The sequence below is a fragment of the Bacillus sp. hwrm1 genome (genome assembly GCF_040207805.1).
Classification (GTDB): domain Bacteria; phylum Bacillota; class Bacilli; order Bacillales; family Bacillaceae; genus Bacillus; species Bacillus velezensis.
Genome location: NZ_CP157943.1, coordinates 2631502 through 2655509, shown reverse-complemented (window position 1 = coordinate 2655509; position 24008 = coordinate 2631502). Strand labels below are relative to the sequence as shown.

Annotated in this window: 9 protein-coding genes; 8 read left to right on the top strand and 1 reads right to left on the bottom strand. The window is 43.4% G+C overall.

The annotated features are described in order from the left end of the window. The 8 genes from ABK447_RS13250 to lpdA all read left to right on the top strand — a co-directional run bounded on the left by ABK447_RS13250 (position 1) and on the right by lpdA (position 23574). Entirely contained in the window at positions 1-5712 is a 5712-nt protein-coding gene (locus tag ABK447_RS13250) for an SDR family NAD(P)-dependent oxidoreductase (protein WP_349909079.1), read from the top strand. Beyond that, a complete protein-coding gene (locus ABK447_RS13245) occupies positions 5712-13112 on the top strand; it encodes a type I polyketide synthase (RefSeq protein ID WP_349909078.1) in 7401 nt (2466 codons plus the stop codon). Before ABK447_RS13250 ends, ABK447_RS13245 begins: the two co-directional genes overlap by 1 nt. 50 nt (positions 13113-13162) lie before the next feature. Further along, on the top strand, positions 13163-17014 hold the full coding sequence (locus ABK447_RS13240) for an alpha/beta fold hydrolase (protein WP_094031687.1): 3852 nt from the start codon (positions 13163-13165) through the stop codon (positions 17012-17014). 32 nt (positions 17015-17046) lie between these two features. Then, entirely contained in the window at positions 17047-18138 is a 1092-nt protein-coding gene (locus ABK447_RS13235) for a serine hydrolase (RefSeq protein WP_007409662.1), read from the top strand. A gap of 470 nt (positions 18139-18608) precedes the next feature. Next, positions 18609-19724 (top strand): pyruvate dehydrogenase (acetyl-transferring) E1 component subunit alpha, encoded by a 1116-nt coding sequence (pdhA, locus tag ABK447_RS13230; RefSeq protein ID WP_007611171.1) that lies wholly within the window; start codon positions 18609-18611, stop codon positions 19722-19724. 3 nt (positions 19725-19727) lie between these two features. Beyond that, complete coding sequence (pdhB, locus tag ABK447_RS13225; RefSeq protein ID WP_003154528.1) at positions 19728-20705, top strand: pyruvate dehydrogenase complex E1 component subunit beta; 978 nt, start codon at positions 19728-19730, stop codon at positions 20703-20705. Between the two features lie 123 nt (positions 20706-20828). Further along, complete coding sequence (gene pdhC / locus ABK447_RS13220; protein WP_003154526.1) at positions 20829-22157, top strand: pyruvate dehydrogenase complex dihydrolipoyllysine-residue acetyltransferase; 1329 nt, start codon at positions 20829-20831, stop codon at positions 22155-22157. A gap of 4 nt (positions 22158-22161) precedes the next feature. Then, positions 22162-23574, top strand: a complete 1413-nt coding sequence (lpdA, locus tag ABK447_RS13215; RefSeq protein WP_007409663.1) for a dihydrolipoyl dehydrogenase — start codon at positions 22162-22164, stop codon at positions 23572-23574. A 47-nt stretch (positions 23575-23621) separates the two neighbouring features. On the opposite strand, the gene ABK447_RS13210 is transcribed toward lpdA, so the two are convergent. After that, a complete protein-coding gene (locus tag ABK447_RS13210) occupies positions 23622-23996 on the bottom strand; it encodes a hypothetical protein (RefSeq protein WP_007409664.1) in 375 nt (124 codons plus the stop codon). Positions 23997-24008: the final 12 nt, after the last annotated feature.

The following is a 24008-nucleotide window of genomic DNA, read 5'->3' as shown; positions in this document are numbered from 1 at the left end:
GTGGCCAGTAATCAAAACTATCAGTTCACATTAACAATTAAACATACGGACTATATTGTCAGGGATCACCGGGTGCATGGCACCCGGATTATACCCGGTGTCACATTTTTAGATATGATATACCGTATGGCGCTGAGCAAAGGTTTGCCTATTGAAGAACTCGAGTGTCAGAATATTTTGTATTTGGAACCTGTAGCAACATCGGATACCTTTGACAGAGAAATCCGCATCCGTTTTCAGGGATTGGAACAGGGATGGGAAATTCAGGCGAAGAGCAGAAAGGTAAAAGATGACCGCATTCTGGATGAAAGCTGGGATGAGAATATGACCTGCAGGCTCATGCAGAAATTCCCGGAAAGCATGAGTTCAATCAATATTGATGAAATTAAACATGCCTCCGCCCGTGAAGATGATATGGAGATATGTTATGACTATTTAAAAAAGGTTGATATAGAGCATTTTGAATTTATGAAGAGTCTGGGGAAGGTTTATGCGTCTGATCATTCTGTACTTGCAGAGTTAACGCTCAGCCAAATTGCCAATCAATATACCGGCTATTTTCAATTGCATCCCACTTTTCTTGATGCGTCTACCATCATATCGATCCTTTATCAGGCATGTCCCGAATATTTTACACAAGGATCTCCGGCAAGCCGGATGAAAACGTATATTCCCATTCATATTGAATCTTTCCGTATGACGAAGCGCCTGGAAGACAGGTGTTATGTGTACATAGAGAAGCAAGACCAAAATCATGATTCAGGGGATGTCATCCAAGTAAGTTACGGTTTGTACGATGCATACGGGGAGATGATCGCTTATTTTACGCGGCTGTCTGTGAAACATATTCGCTCAAAAGATTTAATTGAAAACCTGAAGCAGACTCGTTTGGAAACTGAAGCGGCTTCTCAGCCAAAAGACAGCCTGATCAGAAAAGATTCAATCATAAATCGAAGCGAAAGCATCGAGACACACCTTAAAGAATTAATATCCGGGGTTTCAAATATAGATCTGCGTGACATAAGGACAGACATTGGTTTTTATGAACAAGGCCTGGATTCAGCTTCTTTGCTTGCCATTGTCAAAGAACTTGAAAACAAAACAGGGGAACAGCTGTATCCTACACTCCTGTTTGAGCAGAAAACGATCCGGGAACTCGCCGCGTATATTAAAGAAAATCAAAAAATGTCCAGTTATTTCTTAACGCAAAATCAACCGGCTGAAAAGCCTGACATGAAAGAAAGTAAGAACGAAAATCTTTCCGCTCTTATAACAGAAGGAGACATTCAGCAGCTGATCGCAGATATCAAAGGGACTGCCCCTGAAACACTCTCTGTTGTAAAAGGTTTTTATGAACAAGGCCTCGATTCCGTAACACTTATGCAAGCCGTAAAGGCATTGGAAGAGAAAACAGGCAGGGAACTGTACCCTACTTTATTGTTTGAGTATCCGACGATTCAAAAACTTGCAAATTATTTTGCAGAGAGCGGCGAAAAGACTTTCGTTGACAAAGACCTCCCTCTTCATCATGGAGAGAATCATACGGCTCTGACCTATTTAACGCCGCATTGGAGACAAAAGGCTGCCGCTTGGGACCCGAATTGCGGAAATAAAAAGAAAAGAACATGCCTGCTGTTTCAATATGACAGAGAGCTTTTTCATTTTATGCGGGAAAATGCTGAAAATGGATTCGAAAATACACAGATCATTCTCGTTTTATCAGGGAATCGTTTCTCCTATCACGGAGACGGTGTTTATGAGATAGATCACAGGGAGGAAGCTCACTTTGACAGGCTTGCAGCTGATCTGAAAAAAAGGGGACAAATGCCCGACACCGTGGTTTACGGGTGGCCGGAAGGGTCATTTGCCGGCCCGGAAAGAATAAGTGAACAGCTTTCTAAGGGGGCTTACCCGCTATTCTTTTTCAGCCGGGCATTGATGCGCAGCAAGGCGGAAAAAAAGGTTGTATCGCTTTTCCTTTATCCGGCGGATCATAAAAATGATCAGCCGCTTTACGCTTCAGTCCATGGCGCAGGGCAGTCTATTGTGCTTGAGAACCCGAAACTGGCCCTTAAGACAATCGGGATATCAGTTTCAGACAAGTCATCGTTGCCGGAACTTACAGCTGAAATCATCAGAGTCGAATCTACGGAAGCGCATCCGGGAGAAACCGATCTTTATTATGAAGGAAATGTGCGCTGGGTCCGTGCCTTACGGGAAGCAGAACCGGCTCCAAACTCAGATTTCTCCTTTAAAGAAAACGGAGTATACATGATTACAGGAGGGGCCGGCGGCTTAGGCCTTATATTTGCAGAACATATTGCAGCCCAAACGAAAGCCAATATTATTTTAGCGGGCCGTTCTGAACTTACGGAAGACAAAAAGAACAAAATCAGCCGAATGAAAGCAGGCGGTTCTTCGGTTCAATATATAAGAGGTGATTTTTCAGATAGCCGCGATGCAGAGCGAATCATAAAAACCATTAAAAGGAAATTCGGAGAAATCAACGGTGTGATACACAGTGCCGGTGTGACGCACGACGCTTTATTGATTCAAAAATCAAAAGATGAAATTCAGGAAGTAATCGCTCCGAAAATAAATGGGACGGTCTTATTGGACAGCTTGCTGCAAACCGAACCTTTGGACTTCTTTGTGATGTTTTCATCAAGCACCTCGATGTACGGGAATATCGGACAGACGGATTACGCATTGGCCAACCGGTTCATCGATCTTTTCGCTGAGTGGCGTGAAGGAATGAGGCGGAAAAAAGAACGCTCCGGCGTCTCAGTAGCCATCAGCTGGCCGCTATGGGAAGACGGCGGCATGAAAGTGGATAAACAAACTGAAAAATGGATGAAACAAAAAATCGGTATGGTTCCCCTTAGTAAAACCAATGGGATCAAAGCTTTTCAAGATTCACTCTCTCTGAACGCATCACAGCTGATCGTGTTTGAAGGTGACAAAGAAAAATTGGAATCTGCACTTCAAGATACCTTCATAGAGGATGAAAGCCGTGAGATCCAAATAAATGAAACAGCTGATACAAGGCATGAGGACATTGCCATTATCGGATTAAGCGGAAAGTATCCGATGGCTGAAAACCTACCTGAATTTTGGGAGAATTTAAAGAGCGGAAAAGATTGTATTACAGAAATCCCGCCTGACCGCTGGAATATGGATGATTTCTTCAGCGAAGACAGAGATATGAAAGGGAAGTCTTACAGCAAGTGGGGAGGTTTTATCAGCGGAGCCGATCAATTTGATCCGCTTTTCTTTCATATTTCCCCAAGGGAAGCAGAACTTATGGATCCCCAGGAAAGGCTCTTTTTAGAAACGGCCAAACATTGTTTTGAAGACTCAGGGTACCCGAGAAACATGCTGGAAAAGATGAAAGTCGGTGTATTTGTCGGTGCAATGTGGGGCCAATATCAACTATTTGAAGGAGAAGAAAATGGAGTGGCTTTCTCGCCGGCGTCCGTCTATTCTTCAATTGCCAATCGGGTGTCTTATTATTTTCATTTAAAAGGTCCGAGTTTGGCTCTGGATACAATGTGCTCTTCATCACTGACCTCTATTCATTACGCATGCCAAAGCATACATTGTGGAGAGAGCGATATGGCATTAGCCGGCGGAGTGAATTTGTCAATACATCCGAATAAATATAAGTTCCTCAGCATGGGACAGTTTCTATCAAGTGACGGCAGATGCCGGAGTTTTGGAAAAGACGGAAGCGGTTATGTTCCCGGTGAGGGAGTCGGGGCCGTATTGTTAAAACCATTGAAAAAAGCAATAGAAGATCAAGATCAAATATACGGTGTGATTAAGGGAAGCGCCGTTAACCATGGAGGGAAGACGAGCGGGTATTCCATACCGAATCCGGATGCGCAGGCGGAGGTCATTTCAGAAGCGCTTCGTAAAGCTGACATTGATCCGAATACCGTCAATTATATTGAAGCGCATGGAACGGGTACGTCATTAGGCGATCCGATTGAAATTCAAGGACTGAAAGATTCCTATCAATTGAACCATCCTTGCGCCATCGGTTCGGTGAAATCAAATATCGGACATTTAGAATCTGCGGCAGGAATCGCTGCGGTAACGAAAGTGCTTCTCCAAATGAAGAATAAGCAGCTTGTTCCTTCTCTGCATTCCGATATTGTTAATCCGTTTATAGATTTTGATCAGGTTCCTTTTCAAGTGCAGCGGAAAGCGGCTGAATGGAATATTCCGCAAAACAGCAATGCTGTTCATCCTTTGAGAGCCGGGGTAAGCGCTTTTGGGGCAGGAGGAACAAACGCGCATCTTATATTGGAAGCGTATGAGCCGCCAAAAGCTTTTGATCATCAAAGCGGCCGAGTGATCTTTGTTTTATCGGCTCAAGACAAACAACGGCTGATAAAATATGCAAAGGTTATGGCTGATTTTCTATCAGAAAATGAATCGAAGGATAACAATCATAAACTGCGTCTTCAGGATATTGCCTATACACTTCAGACGGGACGCGATCATATGGAAGAACGGCTGGCGATAGTGGCAGATTCCGGGCGGGTCATTGCTGAAGAGCTTTCAGCTTATATCAGGGGTGAAAAAAGCAGCTTAAGCTATACCGGTAATACATTCGAATCAGAAGTTCACAATGAAATGCCTCACGTTTGTTCAGATTACGCCGAAGCCGCATCCAAATGGGTAAATGGAAGAAAGATAGATTGGGAGACTTTTGAGGTGAATCGGAATGCCCGCAGGATTTCTATTCCGGGACAACCGCTGATCAAACAGCGGTATTGGATAGCGGAAAAAGGGGAAGCACTTGTTTCAGCGGATGTGAGTAAGCCGGGTCACCCTTTCTTGGGGAGTAACACGTCCGATTTTAATCAGTTCAGTTTCACGAAAAAAATCACCCGTAATCATCCGTTCGCACTAAGTCTGTCTGAAGGAAACGTGTCCTTTTTCCCTTATGCATCTTTGGCTGAAATGGCTATCGTCAATGCAGCGGCGGCATTTGGACAACCGGTTCAAACATTGACTGATTTATTGTGGACCGAAAGCATGAACGGAATAACTGATATACGGGAACTGATGATTACGCTGACACCTGAGCGCGACTTTGCGCGGTTTGACATATATGCAAACACAAAAAATGAGAATAAAGTACGTCTTGCCAGGGGAAATGCGCATATTGTTAAGCCTGAAAGCGGTATGTTTCCTGAAGCGCTTGATATTGCTGAAGTCAAATCAAAAATGACTGAACATCCGGCTGAAGCGCCTTTTGTCATTGAATCAGCGAAAAACAGTGACGGAATGCTGTCGCTTCATTCATTGCCGGATGAGCTTTATGCAAAAAGAGAGAATTTTACGATCTCTCCTGAAGCGCTTGAGTCCGCGATTCAAGCCAGTGCGTTTTTTGTCAGCGGAGAAACCTTCCCGGAATTGATCGGAATGGGAGCGGCGGATGTCTATCACCCTCTCGCTCAAAATTTTTATGTCTATACTCAAAAAGAGAACCGGCAGAACAGCCGTGATGTAACGTGTCATATGACGTTTACAGATAAAAACGGAAGCATTCTGGCAGAGTGCAGAGATGTGAGATTCAGATATGGTCATGAAAAAGACACTGTTCAGACGGACGACGAACTCATTCGTCTCCTGCGTCAATTGGAAACCAATGATATTGATCAGAAGGCTGTATTGAAACAATTAATGGGGGAAGAATGATGAACGGAAAACGTGAACAACTCAGCGATATTCTTGATCTGATTCAAACAGGACAAATGTCGGCTGACGAAGGCTATGCCCGTGTGACATCCATTCAGAATCAAAAATCACGGGCATCGAACCATCCGCTTTTATATTACAAGTCGGAATGGACTGAATCGTTCATTCCCAGTAAGAAGAGCGTACCCTTGACGGGATTGCTCCTGATTTTTGCAGAAAATGAACGGCAAATACAAGAATTGAGCGGTTTGTTTAAGGACTGTACTCTCTTGTTTGTTATCCGCGGAAAAGAATTTGCTGTTTTACATGATGATACGATTTGTATGAACCACGTGAAAAAAGACGATTATCTAAAGCTGTTCCGATACATTCATGATCATTTTCAGCTGCCCGAAAAGATTCTTCACTTGTGGTCTGATTCTCAGGCTGACATGAGTAAGAAAGGTATACAGAAACAATTGGAAAACGGATTGTTTTCTCTTCTGTATATTACACAGGCGCTGATTGAACTAAAATGGAAAAAGATAATAAAGCTGACGCATATTTTTCAAACAGAGAATAAAGAACAACTGCCGCTGCATCATGCTCTCGGCGGATTGGTGAAAACTGTTCACCAGGAACACCCCAATTTTCACTATCAGATTATCAATATCACGCAATCAGAGGGTGCGGGAGCCGCTCTTCCAGCAATAGCGGATATATATCAGAGAGAGTGTGACGAAAAACGGGATATCCATTTTGAAGTGCGCTATGAAAACGGCAGACGTTTTACGAAAAGCTATAATAAAGCCGGCTCATTCGATTTAACCCAGCCGCTGAAACATCATGGGAATTATCTGATTACAGGAGGCCTGGGCGGTCTCGGTTATATTCTGGCAAAACATCTGTCGGAAAAATGGAAAGCGAATCTCATATTGACAGGGCGCTCTGATTTAACTGAAGAGCAGGAGAAAAAGATCGAATATTTAAGAAGTTCAGGTTCAACAGTTGAATATATCCGATCTGATGTTTCAAAACAAAGTGATGCTGAACGGATGTTTGCTTTTGCAAAAGAGCAGTTCGGCACCTTACATGGAGTATTTCACAGTGCCGGCGTACTCCGTGACTCTTTTATCTTAAGAAAGACAAAAGAAGAAATTGATCAAGTCACAGGTTCGAAAGTTTATGGCACGCTGTGGCTGGCGGAAGAAATCAAAAAAATGAAAGTTGAATTACTTGTCTTGTTTTCATCCACATCGGCAGTCTTCGGCTCAGCCGGCCAATGTGACTATGCTTTCGCCAATGCCTGTTTGGATCAGTATGCAGCAGTTATGACCGCAAAAGAGTCTGCCGAAAGGATAGTGTCAGTCAATTGGCCGCTATGGACTTCCGGCGGGATGAATATTGACGATGAAGGAATATCCTACATGAAACAGGAACTCGGTCTTGACCCGTTAGATGATGGTGACGGAATACAGGCTCTGGAGAACAGCTTGTGTCAATCATCTGAACAGCTGATTGCCCTGAAAGGCCGTAAAGAAAAGATTGAGGATGTGCTGAAGCGTGCCGGCACAATCAGCTTACATTCAGACCAGCAGGAAGATGCCGATTTGCAAAACGATGAATTAAGACAAAATATCATCAGTTATCTGAAAAATATAATGTCAGAGGAATTGAAATTACCGGTCTCACTCATAGATGAAAAACAATACCTGGAGAAATACGGCATTGATTCAGTAATGATCATGCGTCTGACCAAAAAGCTGGAGCAAAGTATCGGCAGATTGTCGAAAACATTATTTTTTGAATATCATTCAATATCTCAGTTAGCTGAATATTTCCTGAGTCATCACAGCGAACGAATGATGAAACTGCTGAAACCGGCCGGCACATCTGAACTTGTCTCATATCAAAAAAAGCAAAAAAGAAAACCAGTGGAAACAAAAGCGCCGGTACGCTCTGAAGGAGAAGGTTCAAAAGAGCACATTGCGGCCGATCCCCTTTCTGCTGATATAGCCATTATCGGTGTCAGCGGCAGATACCCGGGTGCGGAAAACATCAGGGAGTTCCAGAATGTGCTGATGAATGGACGGGATTGCGTAAGCGAAATTCCTGATGATCGGAAAGAAATGCTGGAGGGAAGCTGCTATAAGTGGGGAGGTTTTCTGAAAAATCCAGACCGGTTTGATCCTTTATTTTTCCGGATATCACCGAAAGAAGCGGCTTTTCTTGATCCTCAGGAACGTCTCTTTTTAGAGACAGTGTACAATACCATAGAGGATGCGGGTTATAAACCTTCAGATCTGACCCGCAAAAAGGTCGGAGTATTTGCAGGCGTCACATATGGAAGCTATCAATTTTTCGGCGTTGAAGAATCACTTAAAGGAAATGAACTGGCCGTCGGGTCTCCATTTTCTGCAATAGCAAACAGAATATCGTATTTCTTTAACTTTAAGGGGCCGAGTATGGCGGTTGATACAATGTGTTCATCCTCTCTTAACGCCATTCACTTAGCCTGTGAAAGTATACGAAGAGGAGAAAGCACACTTGCTGTTGCGGGCGGGGTCAATCTTACGCTTCATCCGAATAAATATACATTATTAAATCAAAGCCGCTTCTTTGCAAGTGATGGCCGATGCCGTACATTCGGCGAGGGCGGTGACGGTTATGTACCGGGAGAAGGAGTGGGATCCGTACTTTTAAAGCCGGCGGCGGAAGCGGTAAGGGACGGAGATCATATTTATGCGCTGATTAAAGCGACAGCGGTCAATCACGGAGGGAGAACAAACGGTTTTACGGTTCCTAATCCAAATGGTCAGTCTGAACTGATACAGGACGCGCTTCAGAAAGCTTGTATTGATCCTCGTACAATTAGTTATATTGAAGCTCACGGAACGGGAACTTCTCTGGGCGACCCGATTGAGATCACCGGGTTAACAAAAGCGTTTCGGGAATTTACGGAGCACACTCAATATTGTTCCATCGGTTCTGTCAAATCAAATATCGGCCATCTTGAGGCCGCAGCGGGAATTGCCGGTTTGACAAAGGTTCTTTTGCAAATGAAACTGAAAAAACTGTTTCCTTCCATACATGCGGAGACGTTGAATCCAAATATCGATTTTAAAGCATCTCCCTTTTATGTACAGCGGTCATTGCAAGATTGGAAGAAACCCAAATTTCAGGAAAACGGAAAAACAGTAACTGTTCCGAGAAGAGCGGGGATCAGCTCATTCGGAGCGGGAGGAACGAATGTTCATATCATTATAGAAGAATATGAAGAAACAAACGTCTCAACAGAACATGTTGAGAACGAACCGCATATTGTCCTGTTATCTGCCAAAGACAATGAACGTCTTCTTGAGTATGCCGAAAACATGAGAGATTTTATCCAACGTTCACTAAGTCCTGAAGTAAAGGATAAGCAGCCTGATATGAGAGAAAAGGTGTATGAAGTACTCAAACCGTTTGTTTCGGAATTGCTTCATATCCATCCGGAAGAAATTAATATTGCTGATCACCTGAGTGAATTTGGCGTAGGGCCTTTGGAATTAAGCCGGATGGCGGATTTTATTAACGAAATGTTTCATATTGAACTCACGATGTATGAATTAACTGATTGCCCCTCCATTCAAGCGGTTACTGAATACTTATTGAAGGAATATGCCGGAGCGATAAGAAACCTGTTCCCGAATGAAGTGATGGAAGGCAGCCAATCGGAAAGCGTCGTTTTACGGGATCTGGCATACACTACACAATCGGGCAGAGAAGCGATGGAGGCCAGAGCGGCGATTACCGGTACGTCTCTTAAAGAAATCAAAGATAAATTATTTGAGTTTTGCCGCGGTGACAAGCAAGTTCCAGGCGTATATGTTCATCAGCAATCAGCAGATGCATTTGCTGAAAAAATGAAGGCGTTAACGGAAGGCAGAGCAGGTGAATTGTTTGTAAAGACTATTATTGAGAACGGTGAAGCGGAAAAGCTGGCTCAATTATGGGTTTGGGGGGCGGATATCGACTGGAAATCCGTTCATCAACATTTACAGCAGCCGGGTAAACGGATCTCAATTCCGACTTATCCGTTTGCAAAAGAACGTTATTGGGTTCCGTCCAGGACTGAGAAGACAGAGATCCCTCAGCATTCTTTTCAACATCACTTGCAAAAAAAATGGAGGGAGAATCCGTTTGTAAATCCATCCGAAACAAAAGAGTACGGACTGACAGTAGCATTTGTAAATCAAGACACAGAATCAATTGCCCGCACCATTTGTTCGGATATAGATCAGGAGAATCTGATTGTCATCAAACATCACTCTTCATTTATAAAACACTCTGATCAAATGTTTGAGTGTTCTTTATTAGATGAAAACCACGCATACGCCGTTATCCGTGAGATCTTCTCGGGCGGTGAGCGGCAGGTCGAAAATATATTTGATTTCTCAGATATCGGAAACCAGAGTGACAATCAGAACGGCATCCCATATGGTAAATTCTTATTTATACAAGAAATAATTAAGCGGAGTAAAAAGGAAACACCATTATCCATTTTACAAATCACCAATGGCTTGCAGGTATTTAAAGCGGAAAAACCAAAGCTGACAGGGGCAGAATCAGCGGCTTTTCTGAAAGCCCTTTCTGCGGAATACGGCTTTGTTCATGTGAAAACAATAGATATAGACAGCATGAAAGAAACGCATGAGCTGAAACAAATCTTTGAGAATGAAAGGGCGCAATGTACCGGAGAGAATGAAGTATGCTACCGCAGCGGCGTCAGATATGTTCCGTATTTTGAAGAAGAAAGAATCCATACCGGCGGGCCTGTTTCATTTCCTGCGGATAAAGCCATCGTGATTACCGGCGGGACAGGGGGCATTGGCAGAGCAATAGCTGAAGATTTGGTGAAACGGGGAGTGAAAAAACTCGTGCTGACGGGTACGCGTCCATTACCTTTGCGAAGTGAATGGGATCATTTGCTGAAAGAGGGCAGACAGGACGAAAAGACAGTCAGCAATATAAAACTGTTTCAAAGTTTTGAAGAGAAAGGTGTCAACTATATGTATTACAGCGGTTCTCTCACAAATGAAGAGAAGCTGCGTTCATTCTTTCACCAAGTAAGCCTTGAATTTAAAGATATAAGCGGTGTCATACACTGTGCCGGACTGCACAGCGGCGGAAATCCAGCCTTTATTCATAAAAGAATGAGTGAATTTAAGACGGTGTACGGGCCGAAAGTCACTGGACTTCAGAATTTGGAGCGGATTTTTAATAATAGGCCGCTGGATTTCTTTATTCTATTTTCATCAATTGCAGCACAGTCACCCAAACTGTCGAAAGGAATGACTGATTACGCGTCTGCAAACGCATATATGGACTATTTCGCGGCTTATCATTTTCAAAAGGGGAGAACGTATTTCACGTCCATCAATTGGCCGAGCTGGAAAGAAGTCGGAATGGGTACTGTGACGAGTCCTTTATATGATGAATTGGGACTGGACTCTCTATCCACACGGGAAGGACTGGCGATTTTGTATCATGCACTGGAGAGAAAATCGGCCAATATCATTCCTATCGTGAAAAAAGGAACAGTGTTTCATGCAGACAGTCTCCTGAACATCAATAAAACCGGCGGAGCTTCGGTTCCAGTCCGAAGACAGGAGACTCCCGACACTTTTGATCATTCAGAAGGGCTTGTCAGTGAACTTTCTGCCGTATTTGCCGAGGAATTGAGCATTCCCCTTGAAAAGCTTAACCCAAATACGGATTTTCAGGAATACGGTGTGGATTCTATACTACTTGTCAGCATTATACATCGAATAGAAGCAATGATTCAGAAAAAAATTGACCCTACTGTGCTTCTTGAACACAACACGATTCATGGTCTTGCGGAATATATCGGTAAGACGGCGCCGCCGTTGAAGAAACAAATCGAACAGACTGATTCTCAAAGCAGCAATCAGCAAGATATGCAAGATATGCAAGATATGCAGTCTGTGACGAGCCGAAATACAGAACCGCAGACGGCTTCATCTGCAAAGATAGCTGTTATCGGAATCGGATGTAAGTTCCCTGGAGCGGCTGATAAAGAGGAATTTTGGGACAATCTGAGAAAAGGGAAGAATCATATTAAAGAAGTACCTGATTCCCGGTGGAATATAGAAGAAAATTACTCTCCGGTGCAGCAAAAGGGAAAAAGCATCAGCAAATGGGGAGGATTTATCAATGGAATCGGCAGCTTCGATCCGGAGTATTTCCGCATGGAAGAGGAGAAAGCCATCCAAACGGACCCGCTGATAAGACATTTCTTAGAAACGAGTGTACAGACTGTACGGGATGCCGGTTATGAAGAAACGGAATTATCGGGAAAAAAAGTCGGCGTATTTGTCGGTTCCAGAATGGGCGGTTACGGTCACAAACTGCCGAAAGAAAGCAGCAGCCACATCGTCGGGCTTAGTCAAAACTTTATTGCTTCACATGTGTCGCATTTCTTTAATTTTCACGGTCCAAGCATGGTTTCTGATACCGCTTGTTCTTCTTCATTAGTCAGCATTCATTTAGCCTGCCAAAGCATAAAAAACGGTGATTCAGAGATGGCGCTGGCAGGAGGGGCGGATCTGCTTTTGGATGAAATTCCTTACCTGATGTTAACAGAAGGAGGAGCTCTTTCGCCGGACGGTCAGTGTTTTACTTTTGATGAAAGGGCAAACGGCTTTGTACCCGGAGAGGGTTTTGGCGCTGTTCTGTTAAAACCGCTGGAGAAAGCGAAAGCTGACGGAGATCGGATATACGGTATCATTGAAGCATCAGCTATTAATAACGACGGTGCGACAATGGGAATTACGACCCCGAATCCTAAGCTTCAAGAGCAGGTTATTCAAGATGCATTTGAAAAAGCCGATATCACTCCCGGATCAGTCAGCTACGTCGAAACTCACGGCACAGGCACGATGATTGGAGATCCGATTGAGCTTCAGGCTCTGACAAAAGTATTCCGAAGAGACACAAACAAAACGCAATTTTGCGGAGTAGGAAGTGTGAAAACCAATATCGGACACTTATTAAGCGCTGCCGGAGCGGCAAGTTTCATTAAAGTGATTTTATCAATATGGCATAAGGAAATTCCGCCTACATTGAATTGTGAAACGCCAAATCCGCGCTTTGAATTTGAAAAGTCGCCTTTTTATCCGAATACAGAGCTGAGAAGCTGGAAGGATGGAAAACGGAGGGCGGGCATCAGCGCTTTCGGTTTTGGCGGAACAAACGCCCACCTTTTGGTAAGCGGCCTGGATGATTCATATCATTCCGTCAGAACTCCGCTGCCGCCTGCTGAGTTTGTCAGAAAAGAGTACTGGCCGGATTCAAATCGGAAAAAACAAATCAAACAGAATAAAAAACGGCTTCTTGAAATTATTGATGAAACAGAGTAGCACCTGCTCTGTTTCTTTACTTTGTAAAAGAAGAAAGGTTGTCGAGTTGCATGAGGTTCAGCGTATTAGTCAAACATGACGATTATATTGTTTCAGACCATGTCCTTCATCAAGTGCGTACGATACCCGGCGTAACGTATCTGGATTTAATAACACGATTTTTAGCTGAGAAAGGGATATCACCCCGAAGTTTTGAAATCAAACATGTTTTATTCCGTGAACCTGTTGCGACGTCAGTCCATTTTGATAAAAAAGTCACCTTCCAGTTTACGGAACAAGAAAACGGCTGGCTTGTTGAAACAACAAGCAGGAAATGGGTCGCTGAAAAGGCGGAAGGTGAAGCGTCAGTCAACTTGCAGGCGGAAATCATAAGAAAAAATGCGATAAACGAAAAGACAATTTCAATCGAAGAATTAAAGAAAGGGGCCGTCCGGACTTCGGATGCTGAATCCGCCTATCGTAATTTGCGCAGAGGCGGCCTGATTCATAAAGATTTTATGAAATTGGAAGGTACGGTATATGAAGGTGAAAATTATATTCTGGGAGAGGTCAGTTTAAGCGGACTTTCAAAAGAATATACAGATGACTTTTACATGCATCCCGCATTTTTGGATGGGTCTCTCAGCTTGTTGGGAATCCTTACATCAGACTTGCCGGATGAAGGAACAAATGCGTTTATCCCTATATATATTGAGACATTCCGGGCACTGCATAAAACAACTGGGTCTTGTTTTGTGTATATTAATAAAACCAGTATAACGCAGCCGCCTTCTAAAGACATTTTATATGCGGACATAGAAGTATACAGGCCTGATGGAGAGCTTGCTTTTTATTATGAGAGATTCGGTGTGAAAAGAGTCAGAAATGAAAAATCAATACAAAGGCTGGAGCATTCCCAAAAAGCTAAAGAGGTCGGCAGCGCAACGAACAATAAAGAAATGATCAGAAATAATTTGATCCAAGAGATAGCCGGCATGATTGAAAAACCTGCTGAAACAGTGAAGAATGATATTTCCTTTTACGAGATGGGCTTGGATTCTAAACAATTATTAGACTTATCCAAAAAATTAGAACTGATGTTAGGTTCAAAGCTGTACCCGACTTTATTATTTGATTACTCCACAATCGGTGAATTGACGGAATATCTGCAGGAGAAATACGGAGCCGACATTACAGACTCTATCTCTGATACAGTTCAGCACCAAGACAGTCATAAAACATTAACAGATGAGCTGTCATCCATTATTGGAGAGGCTACAAACACACCGCCAAATAAAGCGGACAAACACCAATCTTTTTACGAACTGGGTCTTGACTCAAAACAGCTGCTGCATATATCGAAAATGCTCGAGGAAAGATTGGATACACAATTGTATCCGACATTGCTTTTTGATTATAACAATATTCATGATTTAGCGGCTTATTTAGAAGAAAAATATGATGTGCGTAATACGCCGGCCGCAGCTTTTAAAGAAAAAACGCAAACGAAAGAGCCGTCTGAAAAGCCGGTGCTTGATTCCTTGTATTTACAAAAAGAATGGATAGAATCTCCATTAAAGTCCGGAGAAGTACCTAAGGAAAATACATTGATTTTCGATTTCGGCAGTTCATTGAGTGATGAAATCCGAAAGTACATCGGCAGTGAAAATGTTATTTATGCGGAAGCCGCCGCTGAATATGAAATGGTAAATGAAAAGCATTATAAATTTAATCCGGAGCAGTCTGCTCATTACACCAGACTGTTAGAAGATCTTAAAAAGTCCGGAACGTTTCCGGCGTCAATCATTCATTACCTGTCAAAAAAAGCTTATACTGAGGCAGCGTTAGATCTGACTCACAGCTTTTATTCAATCCTTTATTTAAGCAAAGCATTGATCCGTCAAAAAACAAAAGAAAACATCAACATTTTGTACGTACATGACAAGGGTCAATATACAAATCCGGTTTACGCCGCGATTGGAGGCTTTTTTAAAACGCTGAATGCGGAGCAGCCGAATATAAAGTGTAAAACGGTTGAGATTTCTTCAAGACAAACCATTGAAAAAGCACCTTTGCTTCTCAATGAATTAAGTGCCGGACATCATCAGGCTGTGAAATATGACAGCGATCAAAAAAGGCGGGTGACAGCATATAAAGACACTTCGCCGCAAACAGGACAAAAGGCCGCAAAGTTTGCAAAAAACGGGGTGTATCTCATCATCGGAGGATTAAGCGGCATCGGCTGGATTATTTCAGCGTTTCTTTATGCAAATCACGGAGCCAGCGTTATCATTGCCGGGCGATCGAAAATGACAGCAGACATGGAAGAAAAATTAGACAGCATCCGATATGACGGGGCAAGCATTTCTTATATCCAGGCTGACATGTCAGATAAGCAGCAGGTCATCAAGTTAGCGGAAAAAATTCATGCTGATTATTCCGAAATCAACGGGGTCATTTACAGTGCAGGCGTGTTAAAAGACTCTCTCATTATGAATAAAACAGACGCGGAAGCTCAAGCGGTGCTGCAATCAAAGGTCAATGGTGTGATTCATTTGGATGAAGCGCTCAGAAATATGCCTTTAGACTTTTTTGTTTTGTTTTCTTCCATCTCCTCAGAAATCGGAAGTCTGGGTCAAGCCGATTACGCCTATGCCAATCGTTTTCTGGAGCATTTTGCCGAGTGGAGGGAATGTATGAGAAAGGCGGGGGGAAGATCAGGAAAAACCATCGCTGTAAATTGGCCTTTCTGGAAAGACGGAGGCATGTCAGTTGATCCCGGCATTCAAGACATTATGAAAACGGAGTACGGACTTCACCCATTAGAAAATACTGCCGGAATCAAAGCTTTTGAACACTCGCTTCTCGGCCGAGGCCACCAGCTGATCGTGTTATACGGAGAAAAAGAAAAAATACAAAACGCTTTCAAGCCGTTATCCGCCCGTTCAGCACCGCCTCTGGTAAGAGATTCAGCGATTGCAGCCGATTTTGATGCTTCGTCAGTCGTTACGGAAGAAGCCGAGAGTCCTTTCCGAATACTCGGCACGGCTTCCAATCGTCATCTCGACGATTATTTGCATTATTGGAGCAGACTGAAGAAAGGAGCCCTTCAGCACAATCAAAGCGATGCCGCAAAAAAACTCATCGCTTTTTACCAGACAGAAGAAACGGAAACCGTTCATTTTCTGGCAAACACAGAAAATGCCCGGCATATGGAAATATTGATGAGCGGTAAGGGTGAAACAATTTTACTGATTTGCGGTTTTGCTACCACTGCTTACATGTGGAAAGAACAAATGAAGGAGTGGGCAGATCAATTTAATGTAATTGTCATACACACACCGGGTTACGGGCTGAGTGAGGGGAGCGCCGATTTTACACTGAGCGGGCTGGCTCAGACTTTTATCGAAGTGCTGAACGAGATAGGGGTTGCTTGGCCGATCCACATTGCGGCAGCTTCTTGGGGAGGCATGATAGGGCAGAGGATAGCCTATGAATACCCTGAAAAAGTAAAAACGCTCATTCTTTCCGGAAGTTACACCGCATACGAAGAAGACCCTGAAAGCAGTGTCGAGGAAAAACTGAAAAATGATTTTATAGCTATAGGAAAGTCGCATGAATATGAAAGTTTATACAGTAATCAATTCTTAAATGCTTCTATTGAACGTTTTATGAAGATACATCAACAAGAAGGCTATTCTACGATCGGCTTTTTAAAAGACATTTATACAAGAACGCTTATCCTTACGGGTGAGAAGGAAAGCGTAGTTGATCAGAAAGAAACAAAAAGGCTGCAGAAACTGCTGAGCAATGCAGAATTAAAGAAAATTAAGGGAGCGGGGCATCTTCCGAACATCACACATCCGGAAGAATTTAATAAAGCGGTGTCAGAATTCATCAAGAAATCAGTAAGTAAGGGATGAAAACGATACATACAGTACAGGGGGAGAAAACAATGAAACAAACATTAAGCAATCCGGCATTTGATATGAAACAAATTAACGCTCTTAACGGCCATTATCAGACGATGATAGACAATGGAGATCTGCAATGTGCGAGTTATATGATGTCAAGAGGAGGTGAGGTTTTTGCAGCTGAGTCGTTAGGGGAATTTACCGGCGGCCAAAAAGAAAAGCAAACATTTCAGCTTGATACAATCAGAGAAATCGGTTCTTTGACAAAAGTGTTTACCGCTGTAGCCGTCATGCAGCTCGTCGAAAAAGGTTTGCTCGATCTGAAAATGCCGGTCAAGCTCATTTTGCCAGCGTTTGATAAACCGGGTTTCGGAGAAATTAAAATTTTGCACCTTTTGACTCATACGGCGGGATTAAGTTTTGAGCTGGATATTCAAAAGGCTGAAGGCATTGACTTAACGAATGAGGAAGAATGGATAAACTATCTGGTCAGTACGCCTTTGGAGTACGGAGTGGATGAAGCATGGAACTATTCCAGAACCGGCTTTGTTATACTTGGCATCATTATTTCAAAAGTAACAGGCGTATCCTACGAACAGTATGTAACAAAGCATATTATTGAAGCGCTCGGATTAGAAAGAACGTATTTTTATGTGCCTGATGCTTTAAAAGAAGAAGTTTGTGTGATCAATGAGCACGAGTGCGTACAGCTGGAAAAAAGTCATCACCCGTATTTTCCGAATAAAGCGACAAGCGGTCTGTACTCTTCGTTGCGAGATATTTGGAAGTTAGCTGAAATGTTTAGAAATAAAGGCAGATTGAAAGATAAGAAGCTGCTTGGAAGAAAAACAGTCGAGGCGATGCTGAGAAATCAAATAAAGCCCGGTCTTCCTTTTTACTTCTTCGGAGCGCCCAGAGAGGAAGGCGGCTTTGGTTTAGGCATTAATTTGTGGCCGGCCGGTGACCATTATTTCATGACAGAAGGCACCTTCTCACATCTTGGAATGGGGTGGTGCGGCATGTTTTCTGATCCAGCCGAAGATTTTACGTATGTATTTTTCACTCCGATTTCCGAGTTTCATCCTCATGCCGTGCTGACGCCGCTGAATATCGTGTGGGCGGGTATTGAATAATTAGACAAAAGCATCGTCCCGTCTGTTCGGCAGGCGGGACGATTGCTAACTGCCCGTTTTTATCCCGCGGCATCTTTTCAAAGCCTGACCCGAAGTTAAATAACTTAATTTACTCTTTGTAATTTTTTTTAATTATAGTACAGTAGAGCATTTTTATAATACAGTTTAAAGTCTTTTATAGTACAGTTTGGCGCAATATGATCTTATGTTTTATAAGCGGTTTCAAAATGACGTTATAAATAATTGACGGCTTTGTTTAATTACTGTAAACTATGGTTGTTGATCATATTGTACTAATAAAAAATCTTTTTTTATTAGTACAGTTTAAACGTCATTATCTTTGCTTAAGCGCTATGTGAATTTCTGAATGATTAATTTTAGAATTGCAGAGCATGATAAGACTGTTTTTAATACGGATGGCTAAACGGTATCCTAACCCTGTTAAATCAAAAGAAGAGGTGGTTTAAAAAATGGCTGCAAAGACAAAAACTTCAATTGTTGATAGCAAAAAACAATTTGATGCTATTCATAAGCAGTTTGAAACGTTCCAAATTTTAAATGCTGAAGGAGAAGTCGTAAATAAAGACGCAATGCCTGATCTTTCAGATGATCAGTTAAAGGAATTAATGAGAAGAATGGTGTATATCCGCATTTTAGACCAGCGTTCAATTTCTCTTTCCCGTCAAGGACGTTTAGGTTTCTATGCACCGACAGCGGGCCAGGAAGCTTCTCAAATTGCATCACACTTCGCGCTTGAACAGGACGACTTTATCCTTCCGGGTTATCGTGACGTTCCTCAGCTGATTTGGCACGGTCTTCCTTTACATCAGGCATTCCTGTTCTCACGAGGCCATTTTAAAGGTAATCAGATGCCTGAGGGAGTAAATGCTTTATCACCTCAAATTATTATAGGTGCTCAAATTATCCAAACCGCAGGTGTAGCTTTAGGTCTTAAAAAGCGCGGTAAAAAAGCGGTAGCTATTACTTACACTGGTGACGGCGGAGCTTCTCAAGGTGACTTCTATGAAGGAATGAACTTTGCCGGAGCATTTAAAGCGCCAGCGATCTTCGTTGTTCAGAATAACCGCTATGCGATTTCAACTCCTGTAGAAAAGCAATCATCCGCACAGACAATTGCCCAAAAAGCAGTTGCCGTCGGTATTACAGGTGTTCAAGTAGACGGAATGGATGCACTTGCCGTTTACGCTGCAACCGCAGAAGCACGCCAGCGCGCAATTAACGGTGAAGGTCCGACTCTGATTGAAACTCTTACATTCCGTTACGGACCTCATACAATGTCCGGTGACGATCCGACTAAATATCGTACGAAAGAAATAGAAAATGAATGGGAGCAAAAAGACCCGCTCGTACGTTTCCGCAAGTTCTTGGAAAACAAAGGACTATGGTCTGAAGAAGAAGAGAACAAAGTGATTGAACAGGCCAAAGAAGAAATCAAACAAGCTATCAAAAAGGCTGACGGCGAATCAAAACCGAAAGTAACAGAGCTGATTGAGAATATGTTTGAAGAGCCGACGTTCAACTTGAAAGAACAACTTGAAATTTACAAAGCGAAGGAGTCGAAGTAAGCCATGGCGCAAATGACAATGATTCAAGCGATCACTGATGCGTTACGCACAGAACTGAAAAACAATGAAAACGTTCTGCTTTTCGGGGAAGATGTAGGCGTTGCCGGAGGCGTATTCCGTGCAACTGAAGGCCTTCAAAAAGAATTCGGTGAGGACCGCGTATTTGACACGCCGCTTGCTGAATCCGGTATCGGCGGTCTCGCTCTCGGTTTAGGCCTGCAAGATTACCGTCCTGTTATGGAAATCCAATTCTTCGGATTCGTATATGAAGTAATGGATTCAATTTCAGGACAAATGGCTCGTCTCCGCTACCGTTCCGGCGGACGCTGGACTTCTCCGGTGACAATCCGTTCTCCATTCGGCGGAGGGGTTCATACACCTGAACTTCACGCTGACAGTTTGGAAGGCCTTATCGCTCAGCAGCCGGGTATTAAAGTTGTTATCCCATCCACTCCTTACGATGCAAAAGGACTGCTGATTGCCTCTATCAGAGACAATGATCCGGTTGTTTTCTTAGAGCATATGAAACTTTACCGTTCTTTCCGTCAGGAAGTTCCTGAGGAGGAATACACAATCGAGCTAGGCAAAGCTGATGTGAAACGCGAAGGTACTGACCTTTCTATCATCACATACGGCGCGATGGTTCATGAGTCGCTTAAGGCTGCTGAAGAGCTTGAAAAAGAAGGCGTTTCTGCTGAAGTTATCGACCTTCGCACTGTAAGTCCGCTTGATATTGATACAATTATTGCTTCTGTTGAAAAAACAGGCCGCGCAATTGTCGTGCAAGAAGCTCAAAAACAAGCCGGCATCGCTGCCAACGTTGTAGCTGAAATCAATGACCGCGCGATTCTGAGCCTGGAAGCTCCGGTTCTGCGTGTTGCGGCGCCTGATACAGTATTTCCTTTCTCGCTTGCTGAGAGCGTATGGCTTCCAAACCATAAAGACGTTCTTGAAACTGCGAAAAAAGTTCTTGAATTTTAATCAGGCATCATAAAAGACGGTAAAGAGAGTCCTTTTCTCTTATATGAAGGAATCTGTTTACTAGGTTCAATGCTTGCGAATGCATAACTAAAATTTGCTTAATCAACTAGGAGGTCGAAAACTGTGGCATTTGAATTTAAACTTCCGGATATCGGGGAAGGTATCCACGAAGGCGAAATCGTAAAATGGTTTGTAAAGCCGAACGACGAGGTAGAAGAAGACGATGTTCTGGCTGAAGTGCAAAATGATAAAGCAGTGGTAGAAATTCCTTCACCTGTTAAAGGAAAAGTATTAGAATTAAAAGTTGAAGAGGGAACAGTTGCAACTGTTGGACAAACGATTATTACGTTTGACGCACCTGGTTACGAAGATCTTCAATTTAAAGGAAGCCATGATTCAGGAGAGGCGAAAACTGAAGCGCAAGTTCAGTCGTCTGCTGAAGCAGGGCAGGATATCTCTAAAGAAGAGACTCCTAAAGAGCCTGCAAAAGAAACCGGCGCAGGACAGCAGGACCAAGCGGAAGCTGATCCGAACAAACGCGTGATCGCCATGCCTTCCGTACGCAAATATGCCCGTGAAAAAGGCGTGGATATCCGTAAAGTAACAGGTTCAGGCAATAACGGACGTGTTGTAAAAGAAGATATCGACAGCTTTGCAAATGGAGGAGCGGCTCAAGAAGCGGCACCGCAAGAAACAGCTGCACCTCAGGAAACAGCTAAACCTGCAGCGGCTCAGGCTCCTGAAGGCGAATTCCCTGAAACACGCGAAAAAATGAGCGGTATCCGTAAAGCGATCGCGAAAGCAATGGTGAACTCTAAGCATACTGCACCGCACGTAACTCTTATGGATGAAGTTGACGTAACAAATCTTGTTGCTCACCGCAAACAGTTCAAACAAGTTGCTGCTGATCAAGGCATCAAGCTGACTTATCTGCCTTACGTCGTCAAAGCATTAACATCCGCTTTGAAAAAATTCCCTGTTTTAAACACATCTATTGATGATAAAACAGATGAAGTGATCCAAAAACATTACTTCAACATCGGAATTGCAGCGGATACCGAAAAAGGCCTGCTTGTGCCGGTAGTGAAAAATGCCGACCGTAAAGCCGTTTTCGAAATCTCTGATGAAATCAACAGCCTTGCTACAAAAGCGCGTGAAGGCAAGCTTGCACCTGCGGAAATGAAAGGCGCTTCTTGCACGATCACAAATATCGGTTCTGCCGGAGGCCAATGGTTCACACCGGTTATCAACCATCCAGAGGTTGCGATTCTCGGTATCGGCCGTATTGCTGAAAAAGCGATCGTCCGTGACGGTGAAATTGTAGCTGCTCCTGTCTTAGCTCTTTCTCTCAGCTTTGACCACCGTATGATTGACGGAGCAACTGCACAAAATGCGTTAAACCACATCAAGCGTTTACTGAACGATCCACAACTTATTTTAATGGAGGCGTAATGTTATGGTAGTAGGAGATTTCCCTATTGAAACAGATACTCTTGTGATTGGTGCGGGACCCGGCGGCTATGTAGCTGCCATCCGCGCTGCTCAGCTTGGACAAAAAGTAACAGTCGTTGAAAAAGCAACTCTTGGAGGCGTTTGTCTGAACGTCGGCTGTATTCCTTCAAAAGCGCTCATCAATGCAGGCCATCGTTACGAGAATGCAAAACATTCAGATGACATGGGAATCACTGCTGAGAACGTAACGGTTGACTTTACAAAAGTCCAAGAATGGAAAGCTTCTGTTGTAAATAAGCTTACCGGCGGTGTTGCAGGTCTTTTAAAAGGAAATAAAGTGGATGTTATAAAAGGGGAAGCTTATTTCGTAGACAGCAACTCTGTCCGTGTAATGGATGAGAACTCTGCGCAAACATACACGTTTAAAAACGCAATCATTGCTACCGGTTCTCGCCCTATCGAATTGCCAAACTTCAAATATAGCGAACGCGTTCTGAACTCTACAGGCGCACTTGCACTTAAAGAAATTCCGAAAAAGCTCGTTGTTATCGGCGGCGGATATATCGGTACTGAGCTTGGAACAGCGTATGCGAACTTCGGAACTGAATTGGTTATTTTAGAAGGCGGAGATGAAATTCTTCCTGGCTTCGAAAAACAAATGAGTTCTCTCGTTACCCGCAGACTGAAGAAAAAAGGCAACGTTGAAATCCATACAAGCGCCATGGCTAAAGGCGTTGAGGAAAGACCTGACGGCGTAACAGTTACATTCGAAGTAAAAGGCGAAGAAAAAACGGTTGATGCTGATTACGTATTAATCACTGTCGGACGCCGTCCGAACACTGATGAGCTCGGCCTTGAGCAAGTCGGTATCGAAATGACTGACCGCGGTGTCATTAAAACAGACAAGCAGTGCCGCACAAACGTACCGAACATTTACGCAATCGGTGACATCATTGACGGACCTCCGTTGGCTCACAAAGCGTCTTACGAAGGTAAAATCGCTGCGGAAGCTATTTCAGGAGAGCCGGCTGAAATCGATTACCTCGGTATTCCGGCGGTTGTATTCTCTGAGCCTGAACTGGCTTCTGTCGGTTACACTGAAGCACAGGCGAAAGAAGAAGGCATTGAAGTCGTTGCAGCTAAGTTCCCGTTTGCAGCAAACGGACGTGCGCTGTCTCTTAACGAAACTGACGGCTTTATGAAGCTGATCACTCGTAAAGAAGACGGTCTTGTAATCGGTGCGCAAATTGCCGGCGCAAGCGCTTCTGACATGATTTCTGAATTGAGCCTGGCGATCGAAGGCGGAATGACTGCTGAAGATATCGCAATGACAATTCACGCTCACCCGACATTGGGCGAAATCACTATGGAAGCTGCCGAAGTAGCAATCGGAAGCCCGATCCATATCGTGAAATAATAATGTAACAAAGAAACAGCCCCCGTTTGTAAAAGCGGGGGCTGTTTTTATTGTGCAAGCACATGCTGCATAGGTTTGATGATATCCTCTTTTTTCTTTACGGATCCCTCAATCTTCATGACCACATGCCGATGATTGATCACCATCAGCGCAGGGAACGTGTTGATTTCCTCTTCCCATCCCTTTCTGTTGTCATAAACCTTCATTTGATCGACATGATGGGGATATTTCTTTTCTAAATCAAGAATCGCATCGTAATAAGGCACTTCTTTATCTATATGATTTTCATCGGAAAAAAACAAGATTTGAGTGTGATGAATGCTGTCGATCCGGTTTTTTGTGAATGGACTGACAGTAGAAACCGAACAGCTTGACAGAACGAACAGCATCAAAAAAAAGGGAATCACCGTACGGTAGCGCATCTATCTTACTCC

Excerpts from the sequence above, each read along its gene's own strand:
- pdhA (WP_007611171.1), top strand. The coding sequence starts at position 18,609 with ATGGCTGCAAAGACAAAAACTTCAATTGTTGATAGCAAAAAACAATTT.
- ABK447_RS13235 (WP_007409662.1), top strand. The coding sequence starts at position 17,047 with ATGAAACAAACATTAAGCAATCCGGCATTTGATATGAAACAAATTAAC.
- ABK447_RS13210 (WP_007409664.1), bottom strand. The coding sequence starts at position 23,996 with ATGCGCTACCGTACGGTGATTCCCTTTTTTTTGATGCTGTTCGTTCTG.
- ABK447_RS13240 (WP_094031687.1), top strand. The coding sequence starts at position 13,163 with ATGAGGTTCAGCGTATTAGTCAAACATGACGATTATATTGTTTCAGAC.
- lpdA (WP_007409663.1), top strand. The coding sequence starts at position 22,162 with ATGGTAGTAGGAGATTTCCCTATTGAAACAGATACTCTTGTGATTGGT.
- pdhB (WP_003154528.1), top strand. The coding sequence starts at position 19,728 with ATGGCGCAAATGACAATGATTCAAGCGATCACTGATGCGTTACGCACA.
- ABK447_RS13245 (WP_349909078.1), top strand. The coding sequence starts at position 5,712 with ATGAACGGAAAACGTGAACAACTCAGCGATATTCTTGATCTGATTCAA.